This window comes from Novosphingobium sp. DS6-6 (genome assembly GCF_057784975.1).
The window spans coordinates 413,627-429,181 of the sequence record NZ_JBYNTS010000001.1; the positions used below are offsets into that span (position 1 = coordinate 413,627).

At 66.6% G+C, this 15,555-nt stretch carries 11 protein-coding genes and 3 tRNA genes; 4 read left to right on the forward strand and 10 right to left on the reverse strand.

Annotation, left to right across the window (positions count from 1 at the left end; translation table 11 throughout):
- Nucleotides 1-6: 6 nt before the first annotated feature.
- The 3 genes from AC3EDY_RS01905 to thyA form a co-directional block, all read right to left on the reverse strand.
- Nucleotides 7-83, reverse strand: a tRNA-Asp gene (locus tag AC3EDY_RS01905).
- A gap of 129 nt (nucleotides 84-212) precedes the next feature.
- A tRNA-Asp gene (locus AC3EDY_RS01910) sits at nucleotides 213-289 on the reverse strand.
- Between the two features lie 118 nt (nucleotides 290-407).
- Nucleotides 408-1,358, reverse strand: coding sequence for a thymidylate synthase (gene thyA, locus AC3EDY_RS01915; RefSeq protein ID WP_488570747.1), 951 nt, complete (start codon nucleotides 1,356-1,358; stop codon nucleotides 408-410).
- 206 nt (nucleotides 1,359-1,564) lie between these two features.
- Between thyA and AC3EDY_RS01920 the strand changes: the two genes are divergently transcribed.
- Nucleotides 1,565-1,641, forward strand: a tRNA-Pro gene (locus AC3EDY_RS01920).
- Between the two features lie 122 nt (nucleotides 1,642-1,763).
- Here the strand turns inward: AC3EDY_RS01920 and AC3EDY_RS01925 are convergent.
- From AC3EDY_RS01925 to AC3EDY_RS01940, 4 genes are all read right to left on the reverse strand, one after another.
- Nucleotides 1,764-1,964, reverse strand: coding sequence for a hypothetical protein (locus AC3EDY_RS01925; protein ID WP_488570748.1), 201 nt, complete (start codon nucleotides 1,962-1,964; stop codon nucleotides 1,764-1,766).
- Between the two features lie 15 nt (nucleotides 1,965-1,979).
- The gene (gene secA, locus AC3EDY_RS01930; protein ID WP_488570749.1) at nucleotides 1,980-4,709 is read right to left on the reverse strand and encodes a preprotein translocase subunit SecA; all 2,730 of its coding nucleotides are present in this window, start codon (nucleotides 4,707-4,709) and stop codon (nucleotides 1,980-1,982) included.
- A gap of 113 nt (nucleotides 4,710-4,822) precedes the next feature.
- On the reverse strand, nucleotides 4,823-5,089 hold the full coding sequence (locus AC3EDY_RS01935; protein WP_488570750.1) for a hypothetical protein: 267 nt from the start codon (nucleotides 5,087-5,089) through the stop codon (nucleotides 4,823-4,825).
- Nucleotides 5,090-5,154: 65 nt separating this feature from the next.
- The gene (locus AC3EDY_RS01940; protein WP_488570751.1) at nucleotides 5,155-5,775 is read right to left on the reverse strand and encodes an energy transducer TonB; all 621 of its coding nucleotides are present in this window, start codon (nucleotides 5,773-5,775) and stop codon (nucleotides 5,155-5,157) included.
- A 129-nt stretch (nucleotides 5,776-5,904) separates the two neighbouring features.
- On the opposite strand from AC3EDY_RS01940, the gene argJ reads away from it, so the two are divergent.
- From argJ to AC3EDY_RS01955, 3 genes are read left to right on the forward strand one after another with little or no spacing between them, the layout of a single operon-like run.
- Entirely contained in the window at nucleotides 5,905-7,131 is a 1,227-nt protein-coding gene (argJ, locus tag AC3EDY_RS01945) for a bifunctional glutamate N-acetyltransferase/amino-acid acetyltransferase ArgJ (RefSeq protein ID WP_488570752.1), read from the forward strand.
- 6 nt (nucleotides 7,132-7,137) lie between these two features.
- A complete protein-coding gene (locus tag AC3EDY_RS01950) occupies nucleotides 7,138-7,743 on the forward strand; it encodes a glutathione S-transferase family protein (RefSeq protein ID WP_488570753.1) in 606 nt (201 codons plus the stop codon).
- Between the two features lie 13 nt (nucleotides 7,744-7,756).
- Complete coding sequence (locus AC3EDY_RS01955; RefSeq protein WP_488570754.1) at nucleotides 7,757-8,566, forward strand: inositol monophosphatase family protein; 810 nt, start codon at nucleotides 7,757-7,759, stop codon at nucleotides 8,564-8,566.
- Nucleotides 8,567-8,633: 67 nt separating this feature from the next.
- Here AC3EDY_RS01955 and trxA read toward each other — a convergent pair whose 3' ends face one another.
- From trxA to addB, 3 genes are all read right to left on the reverse strand, one after another.
- The gene (gene trxA / locus AC3EDY_RS01960) at nucleotides 8,634-8,954 is read right to left on the reverse strand and encodes a thioredoxin (protein WP_488570755.1); all 321 of its coding nucleotides are present in this window, start codon (nucleotides 8,952-8,954) and stop codon (nucleotides 8,634-8,636) included.
- Between the two features lie 119 nt (nucleotides 8,955-9,073).
- Nucleotides 9,074-12,544, reverse strand: coding sequence for a double-strand break repair helicase AddA (gene addA / locus AC3EDY_RS01965; RefSeq protein ID WP_488570756.1), 3,471 nt, complete (start codon nucleotides 12,542-12,544; stop codon nucleotides 9,074-9,076).
- Entirely contained in the window at nucleotides 12,541-15,549 is a 3,009-nt protein-coding gene (gene addB, locus AC3EDY_RS01970; RefSeq protein ID WP_488570757.1) for a double-strand break repair protein AddB, read from the reverse strand. Before addB ends, addA begins: the two co-directional genes overlap by 4 nt.
- Nucleotides 15,550-15,555: the final 6 nt, after the last annotated feature.

Sequence of the window (15,555 nt, forward strand, 5' to 3'; positions counted from 1 at the left end):
ACCAAGTGGCGCGAGTGACGGGGCTCGAACCCGCGACCTCCGGCGTGACAGGCCGGCACTCTAACCGACTGAGCTACACCCGCGCATGCTTGGGGTAAGCGCCTCTAAGACGCGGCGGTTATGCTGTCAATTGCCAATCTCCCGCTGGCGGGCCAGGCAAGAAAACCGCGGTCGAGCGGGTTTCCCTTGATAAACAATACCTTCCCCAAGGGTGGCGCGAGTGACGGGGCTCGAACCCGCGACCTCCGGCGTGACAGGCCGGCACTCTAACCGACTGAGCTACACCCGCGTTCCCCTTGGGGTGACGCGCCTCTATGCCGGGGAACGGCGGGTGTCAACAAACCGCCACGCAGAAATTTCGTGCGCCGTTGTGGATACCGGCAGAGCCGCACGAAACGGCGGCACCGTCAGACCGCGACCGGCGCCGCCAGGTGTCCCTGCGGATGATAACCGGCCACCTCGAAATCCTCGATCGCATAAGCGAACATCGATTCCGGGCGCCGGGCGATCATCAGCCGCGGATCGCCCGAGGGCACGCGCTGCAACTGCGCGGCGATCAGATCGGCATGGTTGAGATAGAGATGCGTATCCCCGCCCATCCAGACCAGTTCGCCCGGCTCGAGATCGCATTGCTGGGCCAGCATGTGCACGAACAGGGCCGCGCTCCACAAATTGAATGGCAGGCCCAGCACGACGTCGCAACTGCGTTGATAGAGCGCGCAGGACAAGCGGTTACCGGCCACGTGAAACTGATAGGTCTTGTGACAGGGCGGCAAGGCCATGGCATCGAGTTCGGCCACGTTCCAGCCTTCCACGATATGGCGACGGCCGCCGGGATTGCGGCGCAGGCCGTCGACAAGCTGGGCAACCTGGTTCACGCCCTGGGCACGGCGGCGATAGAGCCCGTCGGTGCCGGCCGGCTCGTAAACCGGCCAGTCCACCCATTGCTTGCCATAGACCGGGCCAAGATCGCCCCACTGCGCCGCAAAGGCGGCATCGGCGACGATGCGCGCGGAAAAATCGGCGCGGCTGATCGCGTGGCCGGTTTCGCGGCGATAGCGGTCGAGCGGCCAGTCGGTCCATATTTCGACGCCCTGCGCGCACAGGCTGCGGATATTGGTGTCGCCGGTCAGGAACCAGAGGAATTCCCGGGTGGCGGTTTTCCAGAAGATTCGTTTGGTCGAAAGCAGCGGCACCCGCCCTTCCGCCAGATCGAACCGCAATTGCGTGCCGAATATCGCCCGCGTGCCCACGCCGGTCCGGTCGGTCCGCTCGTCCCCCTGAGTCCAGATCCGGCGCATCAGGTCCAGGTATTGCCATTCGAAGTGATCGGTACGGGATTCGCCAGGCGCTGTCATGCCACCAGCCTTAACCGCCCGGCCGCCAAGATGCCATCGGCGATCCGAAGCCAGGGGAAATCGTGCCGAATGGAGTGCACCATCGATTTTTCATGAAGGGAGGCCATCTGCGGAGAAGTTTTCGAAAGAAGGCTTGCGCGGCCCCAAGCCCCCGCATATAGGGCGGCCCTGCCCAACGGGGATGGCCTAGGCCAACCCGCGCCGGTCGGGGAGTAGCTCAGCCTGGTAGAGCACTGTCTTCGGGAGGCAGGGGCCGGAGGTTCGAATCCTCTCTCCCCGACCATGCGGATTTCTGGACCGCCATTGGTTCCAGTGACGCGAAAGCCGGCCTTCGGGTCGGCTTTTTCATTTCAAGCAGCGGGATCCCGGATCACGTCAGGGAACGACGTGGTCGAGAGGCCCTGATCAGTCCAGCTTGGCGCGGATCTTGGCGATCAGCTTGGCGATGCGGTCGGCCGCCTCGGTGAATGTCTCGACATCGGCGCGGTTGCCGTTGCCGCGCGCTTCCTTGGCGGATTCGAGATAGCCTTCTAGGTCCACCTCGAGGGCGTCCACGATCATTTCGACTTCGTCCTCGCTCAGCGTGAGCTTGATGGTCTTGTCCAAGATCAATTCCTCCGGTCAGGCCGCCATTCCGTGGCAGTGCTTGTACTTCTGTCCCGAACCGCAGGGACACGGCGCGTTGCGGCTGATGCCCTGATCGGCATAGGGATTTTCGCCCCCTGCCGGTGCCATACGCTGCGCGCCGCCCAGCGCGCCGAGCATGGCCGCCGCGCCCGGCACCGGGGGCAGGGCATCGTTTTCGCCGGTGAACGGATCGATATGGCTGGTCAGGAAATCGGGCAGTTCGGGCAGCTGGAAATCCTGCACCGGCTGCATGCGGATTTCGCTGATCATCAGGATCCGCGTGACGTCTTCGCGGATCGCGTCGAGCATCTTTTCGAACAGCCCGAACGCTTCCTGCTTGTATTCGTTGATCGGCGTCTTTTGCGCATAGGCGCGCAGGAACACCACCTGGCGCAGGGCATCGAGCGTGGCAAGATGTTCCTTCCAGTGATGATCGAGCCGTTCGAGCAGGATCGACTTTTCCAGGTTCGCCCAGGCGGCACGATCGACAGTATCGAGCTTGGCCGCCATGTGCGCATCGGCCAGCGCGATCAGCCGCTCGCTGATGAGTTCGGCTTCCACCGCGTCTTCCTCGAGCCAATCGTCGAGCGGGGGGGCCAGGCCGAGCACATCGGCCACGCGTTCCTTGAGGCCCGCGACGTTCCATTGCTCGGGATAGGAGCCGGGCGGGCAGGCATCGCCGACCAGCGCGTTGATCGTATCGTGGCGCATGTCCACCACCACGTCGTCCACCGCTTCGGCGTCCATGATATCGGCGCGCTGTTCATAGATCACCTTGCGCTGATCGTTCATGACATCGTCGTATTCGACAACCTGCTTGCGGATATCATAATTGCGCGCTTCCACTTTCTTCTGCGCCGTCTCGATCGCTTTGGAAAGCCACTTGGAACCGATCGCCTCGCCATCGGCCAGGTTGGAATTCATCATTCGCGCAAAAAGCGTGTCCGGCCCGAAAATGCGCAACAGATCGTCTTCCAGGCACAAGTAGAACTTTGACAGCCCCGGATCGCCCTGGCGGCCGGAGCGGCCGCGCAGCTGGTTGTCGATGCGGCGGCTCTCGTGCCGTTCGGTACCGATCACGCAGAGGCCGCCGGCAGCCAGCACCTGCGCCTTTTCGGCCTCGATCTCGGCCGCCATGCGGGCGACCGCCGCGTCCCGCCCCGGCCCGGCAGGCAGATCACGCAGTTCGTCGTCGATGCGGAATTCCAGATTGCCGCCCAGCTTGATGTCGGTGCCGCGCCCAGCCATGTTGGTGGCGATCGTAACCGCGCCCAGCCGCCCGGCCTGGGCCACGATATGGGCTTCCATCTCGTGAAACCGGGCGTTGAGCACGGCGTGCTTGACGCCTTCGCGATTGAGGAATTCGCTCAGCAGTTCGGATTTTTCGATGGACACGGTGCCCACCAGCACGGGCTGGCCGATCTCGTTCTTTTCGCGGATCAGCCGGGCGATGGCGCCGAACTTGTCGGCGGTGTTCTTGTAGAACTCGTCCTCCTCGTCCACACGCCGCACCGGCACGTTGGTGGGAATGGTCACTACATTCATCTTGTAGATTTCGAAGAATTCGGTCGCTTCGGTCGCGGCTGTGCCCGTCATCCCCGCAAGCTTGGGATACATGCGGAAATAGTTCTGGAACGTGATCGAGGCCATGGTCTGGTTTTCGGGCTCGATATTCACGCCCTCTTTCGCCTCGACCGCCTGGTGCAGCCCGTTCGACCAGCGCCGGCCATCCATCATGCGGCCGGTAAATTCGTCGATGATGATGATCTTGTCGTCCTTGACGATATAGTCGATGTCACGCTTGAACATGACATTGGCTTTCAAGGCCTGGTCCAGGTGATGGACCACCATGGTGTTTTCCACATCGTAGAGATTGGAGCCGACGAGCAGGCCCGCAGCCTCCAGCGCGCGCTCCACCCATTCCACGCCATCTTCGGTGAGCGTGATGTTCTTGGTCTTTTCGTCCGCTTCGTAAAGCGCCGGATCGATCTGCTTCACCACCGCATCGACCGAAATGTAAAGGTCGCTCTTGTCGTCGGTGGGGCCGGAAATGATTAGTGGCGTGCGCGCCTCGTCGATCAGGATCGAGTCCACTTCATCGACAATGGCATAGCTGAACGGGCGCTGCACCATCTGCGCGCGTTCGTGCTTCATGTTGTCACGCAGGTAATCGAAGCCGAGCTCGTTGTTGGTGGCATAAGTGATATCGGCCTCGTAGGCCTGCCGCCGCTCGTATTCGTTGAGGTTGGGCACGATCACGCCGACGCTGAGGCCCAGGAAATTGTACAGCACGCCCATCGTTTCGGCATCGCGCCTGGCCAGGTAATCGTTGACGGTGACGACGTGGACACCCTTGCTTTCCAGCGCGTTGAGATAGACCGCCAGCGTCGCCACCAGAGTCTTGCCCTCGCCGGTACGCATTTCCGCAATCTCGCCACGGTGCAGCACGATCCCGCCGATCATCTGCACATCGAAGTGGCGCAGTCCCAGCGTCCGCACCGACGCCTCGCGCACGGTGGCGAAAGCTTCGGGCAGGAGATCGTCGAGCGCGGCGCCATTGGCCAGCGCTTCGCGGAACTTGACCGTCTGCGCGGCCAGTTGGGTATCGCTCATCGCCTGCATTTCGGGTTCGAACGCGGCGATTTTCTTCACCAGCTTGTCGAGCGACTTGACGTAACGATCGTTGGACGAGCCGAAAATGGACTTGGCGAGAGCGCCGAGCATGGCGGGTTTCCTATCGTGCGAAGGGGTATGGCAAGTGCCGGGCGCCATCAGCGCGCATTGGCCGGCAACGCGAAAATCGGGTGTTGGTGCCCGCAGCGGGGCAACAGCGCGGCCTATTCGCGGGCGCGATCGCCGCGGTACGTGGTGGGCCGGGCCAGAAACAGCGGCGCAAATGCGGTGGCAACGGACCGCTGCGCCGCATCGAACGCGGGCCGCGCGGCCTGCACGCGCGCGGCTTGCACGACGCAATGCGCGGCGGCCGGGGCCACCGCAAATCCGGCCTGTGCCGTGCCCGCAACCTCGGTACGCGTGGTGGCATTGGCCACTTCGGGCAGCGACAGGCCGCTGAGCAGGGCAAACAGGACAAGCAGGAAACGCATTGCGTGCCGAGATAGGGAACGCCTCGCCGCGCGTAAAGCGCAATCGGCGGTTTTCCAGACAATGCTCAAGGCAAATCCTCGACTTTCGTGGAGGTCGTCACTGTCACGCATTTGCCGACTGGCTTGCCGGCGGCATCCTTCGCCGGCCGCAGTGGTGTACCGTCGGCACAGGACGGCGGCCCTTCGCCCGGGCCAAGCGCCGTTCGTTTCCCGTCAGGAGCAATGGAAACGCAATCGGAAACGCGGCCATCGGCATTGACGACATAGGAGAAGATATAGCTGCCTGGGTCGGGCAGATCGTCAGTCTCTTTTTCGGGAATGCGCCAGCGCACCGAATTTCGATAGGTGCCGCTCTGCGGCTTGCCATCCTTGACGCCGGGCACGAAGCGAGCGCGGGCCAGAAGCAACTGACAGGTAACCTGATCGAGATCGGCCGAGCCGCTGCTGGCCATGATCTCGCAGCCTTTGACGCTGCCCTGCGCATCATAGCTGAGCAGAAAGCCGACCGTACCGGTCTCGTTGTTGCGCAAGGCCCGCGCCGGATAGTCGTTTGGCGTGACCCATTCCCCGGGATCGCCTGCCGGGCGACCATAAGTGCCGCTGGCGGGACTTGCCAGAACGGGGGCAGCCGCGGCCCAGGCCGCCATCCCGCCGAGCCAGGCCGCCCGACGCATCATACGCCGCATGCTTGTTCCACCCCTTGCCGCACCGCCGCTTGATGCCGTTCGCCGGCGCTGGCGTCAATGGCGCGGCAAGGTACGTTGGTCCCGCTCCGCAATGGACGCAGGCGTTCCAAATCGCTAGGGAACCGGGCCATGTCAGACGCCGTCTCCCCCCTCGCTTCGCCATTTCCGGCTTTACCCGCCATTGCCGGCGTGACTCCGCGCGTGGCGCGTGCCGGGTACAAGGACTGGGGCCGCTGCGATCTTACCTATGTGGAACTGTGCGAAGGCACCGCCGTGGCCGGCGTGTTCACGCGGAATGTCTGCTGTTCTTCCGAAGTGGAACTGGGGCGGCGGAACGTGGCGCAGGGTCGCGCACGGGCGCTGGTGGTCAATGCCGGCAATTCCAATGCCTTTACCGGGTATCGCGGACGCGAGGCCGTGGAAGCGATCATGGCCCAGGTCTCCGCCCATCTCGGCTGCGCGGCGGAACAGGTGTTCGTTTCGTCGACCGGGGTGATCGGCGTGCCGCTACCCAAGGACAAGGCCCGCAGCGGGATCGAAGCGGCGCTGCTGGCGACGCCATGCACCTGGGAAGAGGCGGCGAGAACGATCGGCACGACCGATACCTTTGCCAAAGGCGCCACTGCCACGGCCGTGGTCGGCGACCGGGAAGTGACGCTGGCAGCCATCATCAAGGGCTCGGGGATGATCGCGCCCGACATGGCAACAATGCTGGGCTATATCTTCACGGATGCGGCGGTGGCCCCGGCCTTTCTGCAGCAATGCCTTTCGGCGGCGAACCAGCGTACGTTCTCGTGCATCACCGTGGACAGCGATACCTCGACCAGCGACACGGTGCTGGCCTTTGCCACCGGCAAGGCCGGCAATGCCCAGCTGACCGACTATGACGACACCGGCGCGGAGGCCTTTGCCGCAGCACTGGAACAGGTCTGCCGCGAACTGGCCCACCTGGTGGTGAGGGATGGCGAAGGCGCGCAGAAATTCATCAGCGTGCGCGTTTCCGGCGCGGTTTCGGATGACAGCGCACGGCGCGTCGGGCTGGCCATCGCCAATTCGCCTCTGGTCAAGACCGCCATTGCCGGTGAAGATGCCAACTGGGGGCGCGTGGTCATGGCCGTGGGCAAAGCTGGCGAGCCAGCGGACCGCGACCGGTTGTCGATCGGGTTCGGCGGCGCATGGGCCGCGCGCGAAGGGCAGCCGCTTGCCGATTACGACGAAGCCCCCGTGGCCGCGCACCTCAAAAGTCGCGACATTTCCATCGAAGTGGATCTTGGCCTCGGCGACGGGCGCGCCACGGTGTGGACGTGCGACCTGACGCACGGCTATATCTCGATCAACGCCGACTATCGGAGCTGAGCCGCCATGCTGACCATCTGGGGGCGGATAAACTCGCACAATGTGAAAAAGGTCGTTTGGGGGGCGCACGAGTGCGGCGTGCCTTTCGAGCGCCGCGATATGGGCGGGCCGTTTGGCTATACGCCGGAATACCTGGCGAAAAACCCCAATCGCCTGGTGCCGATGATCGAGGACGGCACAGTGGCGGTATGGGAATCGAACGCGATTTTGCGCTATCTGTTTGCCGCCCGCGCGCCGCAGATGTGGGTGGCCGATCCGGCGGCACGCGCGCTGGGCGACCGGTGGATGGACTGGCAGTTTCTTTATGCCGACGCGCAGCGCGACGCCTTTCTGGGCTGCGTGCGCGGCGGCAAGGACGGCAGCGATCCCGTGGTCGCACAGTCCGCCGCGCGCTGTGCCGCGTTGATGGCCATGGTCGATGCCGAGCTGGCCGGCCGGCCGTTCCTTTCCGGCCAGGGCTTTGGCGTGGCTGACATTCCCATGGGCACTTATGCCCACACCTGGTTCAGCCTGCCTATCGAACGTCCGGCCCTGCCCCATGTGGAAGCCTGGATGGAACGCCTGCGGGCGCGCCCGGGTTTCCAGGCTATCGCGGCCGTGCCGTTCACGTGAACCGGTCGCCCGCATGAGCTGGTCGGCCGAGATCGACGCCGCCGTTGCCGCGCTGATCGTCCGCACGGCGCAGCAGGCGATCGTGCCGCGCTATCGCCAGCTGGCCGAAGCCGACGTGATTGCCAAGGCGGCCGATGACGTGGTGACAGTTGCCGATACCCATGCCGAACGCCTGCTGAGCGACGGGCTGGCCGCCATTCTGCCCGAGGCGGCGATCGTCGGCGAGGAGGCGGCCCATGCCGACACCGCCGTGCTCGACCGCCTGGGCAAGGGGCCGTGCTGGATCATCGACCCGCTTGACGGCACCAACAATTTCGCCGCGGGGCGCCCGCCGTTCGGCGTGCTGATCGCCCTGGCCATGCATGGCCGGTGCGTGGCCGGCTGGATCTACGATGTGCTTTCGGGCAGGATGTGCACCGCGCAGCAAGGGCGCGGCGCTTTCGTCAACGGCACGGCGGTGCAGGCGCAGGCGACCGGGCGCAACCCAGCCGTCGCGGCCATATCCACTGTCTTCATGGACCCGGCCCGGCGCGACGCCATGCGCCGGCACATCCTGCCGCATTACGACGTGGTCGACATTCCCCGCTGCGCAGCCGAACAGTATCCGCGCCTGATACTGGGCATGAATGACGTTTCGATTTTCGAGCGCACTTTGCCGTGGGATCATGCCGCCGGCGTGCTGTTCGTGAACGAAGCGGGCGGCAAGGCCGCCCGGCCCGACGGGCGCCCCTATCGCGTGGACCAGGTGGACGAGAAAGGCCTGATCGCGGCAAGCAGCCCGTTCCTGTTCGAGGCCATGGCGGCGCGACTGGCGATGCTTTGAACCGCCCCGACACCAGCCTGCAACCTGGCCCGCCTCCCCGCATGACGGGGAGGAACAAGGCGCCAGCTTACAGGACGCTTTCGAGCCAGCCCTTGAGTTGGCTCTTGGGGGCAGCGCCAAGCTTTTGCGCCACCGGCTTGCCATCCTTGAACAGGATCAGCAGCGGGATCGACTGCACGCCGAAATCGCTGGCGGTATTGGTGTTTTCCATGATGTCCACTTTGGCGATGGTCACCTTGTCGGCCAGTTCCTCGGCGATTTCCTCCAGCGCCGGGGCGATCATCTTGCACGGGCCGCACCAATCGGCCCAGAAATCCACCAGCACGGGCTTGTCGGACTGAAGGACTTCGGCAGAGAAGCTGGCGTCGGTGACGGCTTTGGTGGACATGAACGAAACTCCGTTGCTGGGTTGGCTGACTATCTAGGGTGTGCCCGGCGCTTGGCAACGGGCGCGGCTGAAAGGTTTGCTGCGTGTATCCCTTGCAAAGCTATGCCCACCTCGCGCCGCTATGACAACGCCGGCCGGTGCCGGGCCAGCACCTCGCCCGGAATGGCGATCAGGTGCGGCGCATGGGTATAGAGCAGGGCCGCTTCGACCGGGCGATCGGGGTGGATCGCGGCGAGCGCGGCGGCATAGGCGGCCATCTGGCGCAGATAGGCCTGCGGCACTTCGGCAAGGTCTGCCGGCGGGCGCCGCGCGGTCTTGAAATCCACGATCAATATCCGGTCGGGCGCGATCAGCAGGCGATCGATCGTGCCCGATACCACGCGCCCTTCCACCACAGCAGCGACGGGCACTTCCGCCAGCGAAGCCGGACCGAACACCGCTTGCCAGTCGGGATGATCGAGCACCGCGAGCGCGGCCCGCAGCATGTCGGCCCGGTCAGTTGCATCGAAATCCGCGCCTTGCCGTGCAAGCCAGGCCTGCGCAGCCGCTTCCCGTTCGGGCGGGCGGACGGCCGGCAGGCGCTCGATCAGCTTGTGGATCAAGGTGCCGCGCCGTGCCGCCTGCAAGGCGCCAGGGCCAGGGCGCGTGGGCGGATCGGGCGCGTCTTCCTCTCCCAGCGTCGATGGCGCGAGCGGCCGCGGAGGCCGCGGTTCCGCGCCGACCGGCGTGGTAAGCCAGGGCGGCAGCAGTGGCAGGTCCACCGTCTCGCCCTTTTGCGCCACTTGCAAGACGGGCGGACCCAGCGCGCCGATGTCGCACGCGCCATCCCAGACGGGATCATGCGTCCAGCCCCCGTTCCCGTCCGCGCCATCGTCTTGCCCGAACAGCGGCTGCAGGCGGGCATACCAGCTATCGACCGGCAGTTCCTTGCGCGCGGGTGGCCAGGCCCCGGCGATGAACAGGGCTTCCTCGGCACGCGTGAGCGCCACATAGAGCAGGCGCCAGTGCTCTGCCCGCTCCTCTTGCAGGACCCGCTCCTCGGCCGCGCGAACGCGTGCGGCTTTCTCTTCCTTGCGCAAAACCGGCAGCGGCACCACGCGCGGGCGCTGACCCGGCCCTTCTTCCGTCAGTTCCACGCCCCGCGCCATGGCGGCATCGGGATCGTCGGCCGCATCGGCAAGGATCACGATGGGCGCCTGAAGCCCCTTGGCGCCATGCACGGTCATCACCCGGACGAGATCGGCCGCCTGACCCGCTTCCCGCTTCAATTCGCCATCGCCGCTGTCGAACCAGCGGAGGAAGCCGACAAGGCTGGGCACCTGGCCCGTGGCATAGGCCATGGCCGCATTCAGCAACTCGTCGATGGGGTCGTTCGCCTCGCGCCCGAGCCGCGCCACCAGTCGGAAGCGGCCCGACCACGGCCCTACCAGCAGCCAGTGCAGCAACTGCGCCGGCGGCTCGAAATCGGCCCGGCGCAACAGTTCCAGCAACTGTTCCACCGTCTGCACCGTGGCGGGTTCGCGGCTGCGCACGAGATGAGCCCACAGCGTCACGCCCGGCGCGCGATAGGCCCGCGCCAGCAGATCGTCCTGGTTCCACCCGACCAGCGGCGAAACCAGCAAATTGGCCAGATTGAGATCGTCGAACGGCTGCGCGCAAAAGCGCAGCGCGGCGATAAGGTCCTTGACCGCCAGCGGCGCGCCCAGGCGCAGACGATCGACGCCTGCCACGGGTACGCCGCGCGCATGCAATCGCGCCACGATCAGCCCGGCCAGGTCCTTGCGCTTGCGCACCAGGATCATCACGTCGCCGGCGCGGGCATTGCGCGGCGTTCCCTTGTGCAACGGAAAGCCGATGTCGAGCCAATGCCGCACCTGGCGTGCCAGCCTGTCGGCCAGATCGCGATCGGGGCGCGACAGCCAGTTTTCGGCCCCCTCCTCCCCCGCGTCAGGCAAGTCCTCCCCCGCATCGGCGAGGCCGCCCACCGGCCGCCACAGCCGGACCAGGCCAGGGCGCATATCGCCCACATGCGGTTCCGGCGCTTCGGGCAGGCCAAACCGTTCCGGCCCGATCGCGGCAATGGCGCGATCCACGAACGCCAGGATGGGCATTGCCGTGCGATAGGATTGCCCCAGGCCCAGCGAAAGCAGCGCGCGTTCGGGGTCGGCCGTCACATCGGCCAGGCCCGCCAGTTCGCGGCGTACCCGCTCGCGCGCCCTGGCGAAGTTTTCCGGGCTGGTGCCCTGGAAGCGGAAAATCGCCTGTTTGTAGTCGCCCACCACGAACAGCGTGCGCGGATCGCGTTCGCGCTGGCCCTCGCCGGCAAAGAAATCCTGCACCAGACCATCGAGAACGATGCGCCATTGCGCCTCGTTGGTGTCCTGTGCTTCGTCGACCAGCACATGATCGAACCGGCGATCAAGCTTGTAGCGAATCCAGTCGGCTGTGGTGCGCTCGGTCAGCAGGGCGGCGGCGGCGCGGATCTGATCGTCGAAATCGATGAACCCTTCGCGGGCCTTGGCCGCTTCCCAGGCAAGCGCGAAACGCCGCCCCACGGTGAGCGCGGGATCGAGCAGCGCAGCGAGATTGACCAGCGCGATACGCTCGCGCACCGCGGCGATCCCGGCAATCACGCGGGCCTGGTAATCGCCATAGGCGGGCTCGTGCCTTTCGAGATTGCGGGTCGATTTCGCCTCGCCCTTGGCGGTTAGGAACTGCCTGGCAAAATCGTCCAGCCCGGCAAGGCGCGCTTCCGGCGCGGACGCCAGCCAATCGCCCATCACATTGGCCGCATCGGCGCCGCTGGCAGTGCCCCAGGCGGCATTGGCCGCCATGCAGCAGCGCACCGAAGCGATATCGAACGCTTCGTCGGCGCAAAGCGCGGCGATGCCGCTGCCGTCTTCATCGGCAGCAAGGCCCAGCATCTGGTTGACGCGCGGCCGCAGCGGCGGGCGCCAGGCGCCTGGTTCCTGCCACAGATCGATCAACCCGGCACAGCGCAGCAGGAAGCCGACGACCGCGCCCTGGTCCATGCGCAGCGCGAGCAGCGCCAGGGCATCGAGCAGGGTTTCATCGCCCGCTTCCTCGGCCTCGACCAGCATCTGCGCCAGCACTTCGCGCACCAGCAGGTCGCGGTCCCGGTCCTCCATGGCGCGGGTGCCGGGCAAGAGGCCGGATTCGACCGGAAAGGCGGACAGCAGCCACTGCGAAAAGGCGTGGATCGTTTCGATCCGCAGGCCGCCGCCCGGGCAATCGAGCACGGCGGCAAAGCGGCTGCGCGCCCGCTTCAGGATCTCGGGCCGGGCGTCAGCGCCGATGGCAGACAGTTCCTGGAACAACTCAACCTCGGGAAGCCGCACCCAGCGCGCCAGCACATCGTTGACGCGGGTGGCCATTTCCGCCGCGCCGGCCTTGGTAAACGTCAGGCACAGGATGTTTTCAGGCTCTACCCCGTCCTGCAGCAGAAGACGCAGCACGCGCGCGGACAGGACCTGCGTCTTGCCTGTGCCGGCCGATGCGCTGAGCCACACGGTGCGGTGCGGCGCCACGGCGCGGGCCTGATTGCCGGCCAGCGGATAGACCTGGCTCATGCTGCGCCAGAATTGCCGCGGAAATCGCGACCCTGCCATTCTTCCAACCGCATGAGCTGGTCATAATCGGCATAGCCGGGCAGATCGGGGTTGAGCCGCGCGACGAACGGCTCGCTGCCCAAAATCCACCGCGCCAGGGCATCGTTCAGGAAACGCCGGGTTTCGGGCAGGAAATCGCTACGCGGAATGCCGGATTTCTTGCGCCCTTCAAGGATCGGCTCGTCGCGATAGCCGAACCCGCGCTCCCGATTGCGCGCCAGGGACCAGTATTCGAACCGCGTGGGTTCGCCCTCCACGGTCACGCGGCCAGCCTTGTCGCGAAAGCCGCCGGCTTGCGCGATCAGGCCGACAAGGCCCAGTTGCAGGGCAAAGCCTTCCTGCACCATCCGGCCCGACGGCGGGGTGCCGGTCTTGTAATCGACGATCGCCAGGGTGCCATCGGCCAGGCGATCGATCCGGTCCGCGCGGCCGAAAACGCGGATGCCGTCGATCCGGGTTTCGCCCCAGCATTCGAACGCGGCCACTTCGCGGCCCTCGCGCCGTAAATCTTCCTGCTCCGCCTCGATCCAGGCCAGGGCGGCGGTCAGCCGCGGGCGCCACAGGCTGCGCATGAAGGGATGCGCGCTCATCTCTGCAAGAGCACGCTCGGCCAGCGGCACCAGTTCGCCCGGCGGCGCGCCCGCGCGATGCCAGGCTTCAAGAATGGCGTGCACCGCCGTGCCGCGCCAGGCCGGGGTGGGATCGGCATCGCGCGGATCCAGGCTCTTGAGGCCGAGGATGACCGAGGCATAGAACTGATAGGGATCGGACCGCAGGCGATCGAGGGCGGTCACGGCGATGTCCACCCGCCGCTGTTCGGGCGAAGGGCTGGGCCGCGGTCGTGGATAGGCGGCAGCCTGGGGTGCGGTGTCGAGCGCCTGGGCAAGCGTTACGGCCTCGCGTTCCCACACCACGCCCTCCTCGCCCAGCATGGCGCGGATGCGCAGCAGAAAGCGCGACGGTATGGCCGGCCCCGCGGCATCGCGCCCGGCAAAGCTCAGCACCACCTCTGGCGCGCCGAGCATCGCGGCAAGATCATGCGCGGCAAGGCCGATGCGGAAATCGGCGCCGGGAATGCCCAGCGCGCGCAGCACGGGCGGCGCCAGCAGCGGATCGGGCGCGGGCGCGGCCGGCCACGATCCTTCGGTCAGGCCGCCGCAGATCACCAGATCGGCCCTGCTCATCCGCGCTTCGATCAGGCCATAGATCGCCAGGCGCGGATGGCCGCCATAGGGCGGACGCACCGCGATCTCGTCCATCGCATCGCGCAGCAGGGCCGGCACTTCCGCCGGTTCGACGGGCAGGCCGCCGGCCTGTGCCGCCGCGTCGCGCCATTGTTCCATGAACTGCGCCAGGCAGCGCCCGTCGGCATTGGCCCAGATCGCGGGGCCGCACAGTGCCTCCGCCAGGTCGGCCAGCAGTGTCAGCGTGGCGGCAAGCGGCAGCGCATCATGCCCTGCCAACAATGGCGCCAGCAGCAGTTCGACGCCGTCCCACCAGTCCGCAAGGCCGGGATGGCGGTTTTCGGTGGCCCGCACGGCATCGCGGATCGGCGCAAGACCCGGGCCGGGCCGCGGGCCGCGCAGCACCAGATCGAGCTGGCGCACCCGTTCGAGCCAAGCGCCCCGCGCTTCGCCCGCCATGACCAGCGGATGACCAAGCAAGGCCAGCAGCGCGACCGGCGCGGCGCGCTCGGCCCAGGCCTGTGCCAGTTGCAGCAGAAAGCGGCCGGCCACCGTTTGCGGCAGGGGCCGTCCGGCGGTATCGTCGGCCACGACGTTCCAGCGCCCGAGATGGGCGATCACACGCTGGGCCAGCGCGCGATCGGGCGTCACCACCGCGACGCGGCGCTCCGGGGTGGCCAGGGCCTGCCGCACCAGCACGGCAATCGCTTGCGCTTCTTCTTCAGGATGGGCGCTGTGCATCAAACGCACGCCGGAAAGGCGCCGCTCGCCGGCGGGCAGCGCAACCCAGGCGGTACTGGCGTCGGGCGGCAGAAACAGGCTGGAAATCGCCCGGCTGCGCGCCGGCGGGGCGGCCGCCATGCCGGCACGATGCCAGGGACGCACTTCATCGCGCGAAACGCTCATCCGATTGAGCAGCAGCTTGAGATGATATTGCGGATGGGTGACCTGATCGCCCCGGCCGAAAGGCGCGCCGCCGGGTTCCGCGCTGGCACCGGCCTGGCCCAGGGCATCCCACACCGCCGGGTCCAGCGCCAGATCGAGATCGGGCAGTATGACCGCGCCTTGGGGCAGATCGGCCACGCTGCGCAGCAGACGGGCAATCGCCGGCGCAGCGGAAGTAACCCCTGCGGCGATGACCGGAAACGCCGGAGGATCGGCCCGCCAGCGTTGTGCCGCATGGGAAAGCAGCAGGTTGCGGCGCACCGGGGCGTCCACCTGGCCGCGCGCCTCCAGTTCGAATTGCCAGCGCACCTGCACCCGGGCGAACAGGCGCAGGCTTTCCTGCCAATGTTCTGCAAGGTCGGGCACCATGTCGACCGACAGCAGCTGTTCGGCGGTCACGTCTTCGGCCGCCAGCCTGTCGAGCGACTGGGCAAGGCTGCGCGCCTGGCGCAGAAGGCCGGCCTCGCCACGCACGATGCCGATGGTGGCCAGTTCCTCGCGCAGGATCGCGGCCAGGCGAAGAAGGCGCAAGGCGGGATCGCAGGCAGGGGGCGCCACCGCGCCGCCGCCGAGCGGATCGAGCAGTGCGCCAAGCGTTTCGTCAAGATCGAGATCGCCCACCACGGCCATGCGCGGCAGCAGCAGCCCGGCGCCGGATGCGCGGACGAATGCCTCGGTCAGATTGCGCACCGCGCGCTGGCTGGGCAGCAGCAGGGTGAGCCGGGCGAGACCGAAGCCATCCTCGCGATAGCGCGGGATCAGCCCGGCGACGAGCGCATCGGCAAAGCCCCGATGCGCGGCGATGGTATAGATGCGCGGGCGGCCTTTTTCTGCCATCGCGCC

Coding starts and splice junctions, on each gene's coding strand:
- AC3EDY_RS01955 (WP_488570754.1), top strand. CDS start 7,757: ATGAGCTGGTCGGCCGAGATCGACGCCGCCGTTGCCGCGCTGATCGTC.
- AC3EDY_RS01950 (WP_488570753.1), top strand. CDS start 7,138: ATGCTGACCATCTGGGGGCGGATAAACTCGCACAATGTGAAAAAGGTC.
- addB (WP_488570757.1), bottom strand. CDS start 15,549: ATGGCAGAAAAAGGCCGCCCGCGCATCTATACCATCGCCGCGCATCGG.
- AC3EDY_RS01935 (WP_488570750.1), bottom strand. CDS start 5,089: ATGCGTTTCCTGCTTGTCCTGTTTGCCCTGCTCAGCGGCCTGTCGCTG.
- secA (WP_488570749.1), bottom strand. CDS start 4,709: ATGCTCGGCGCTCTCGCCAAGTCCATTTTCGGCTCGTCCAACGATCGT.
- trxA (WP_488570755.1), bottom strand. CDS start 8,954: ATGTCCACCAAAGCCGTCACCGACGCCAGCTTCTCTGCCGAAGTCCTT.
- AC3EDY_RS01940 (WP_488570751.1), bottom strand. CDS start 5,775: ATGCGGCGTATGATGCGTCGGGCGGCCTGGCTCGGCGGGATGGCGGCC.
- argJ (WP_488570752.1), top strand. CDS start 5,905: ATGTCAGACGCCGTCTCCCCCCTCGCTTCGCCATTTCCGGCTTTACCC.
- addA (WP_488570756.1), bottom strand. CDS start 12,544: ATGAGCCAGGTCTATCCGCTGGCCGGCAATCAGGCCCGCGCCGTGGCG.
- thyA (WP_488570747.1), bottom strand. CDS start 1,358: ATGACAGCGCCTGGCGAATCCCGTACCGATCACTTCGAATGGCAATAC.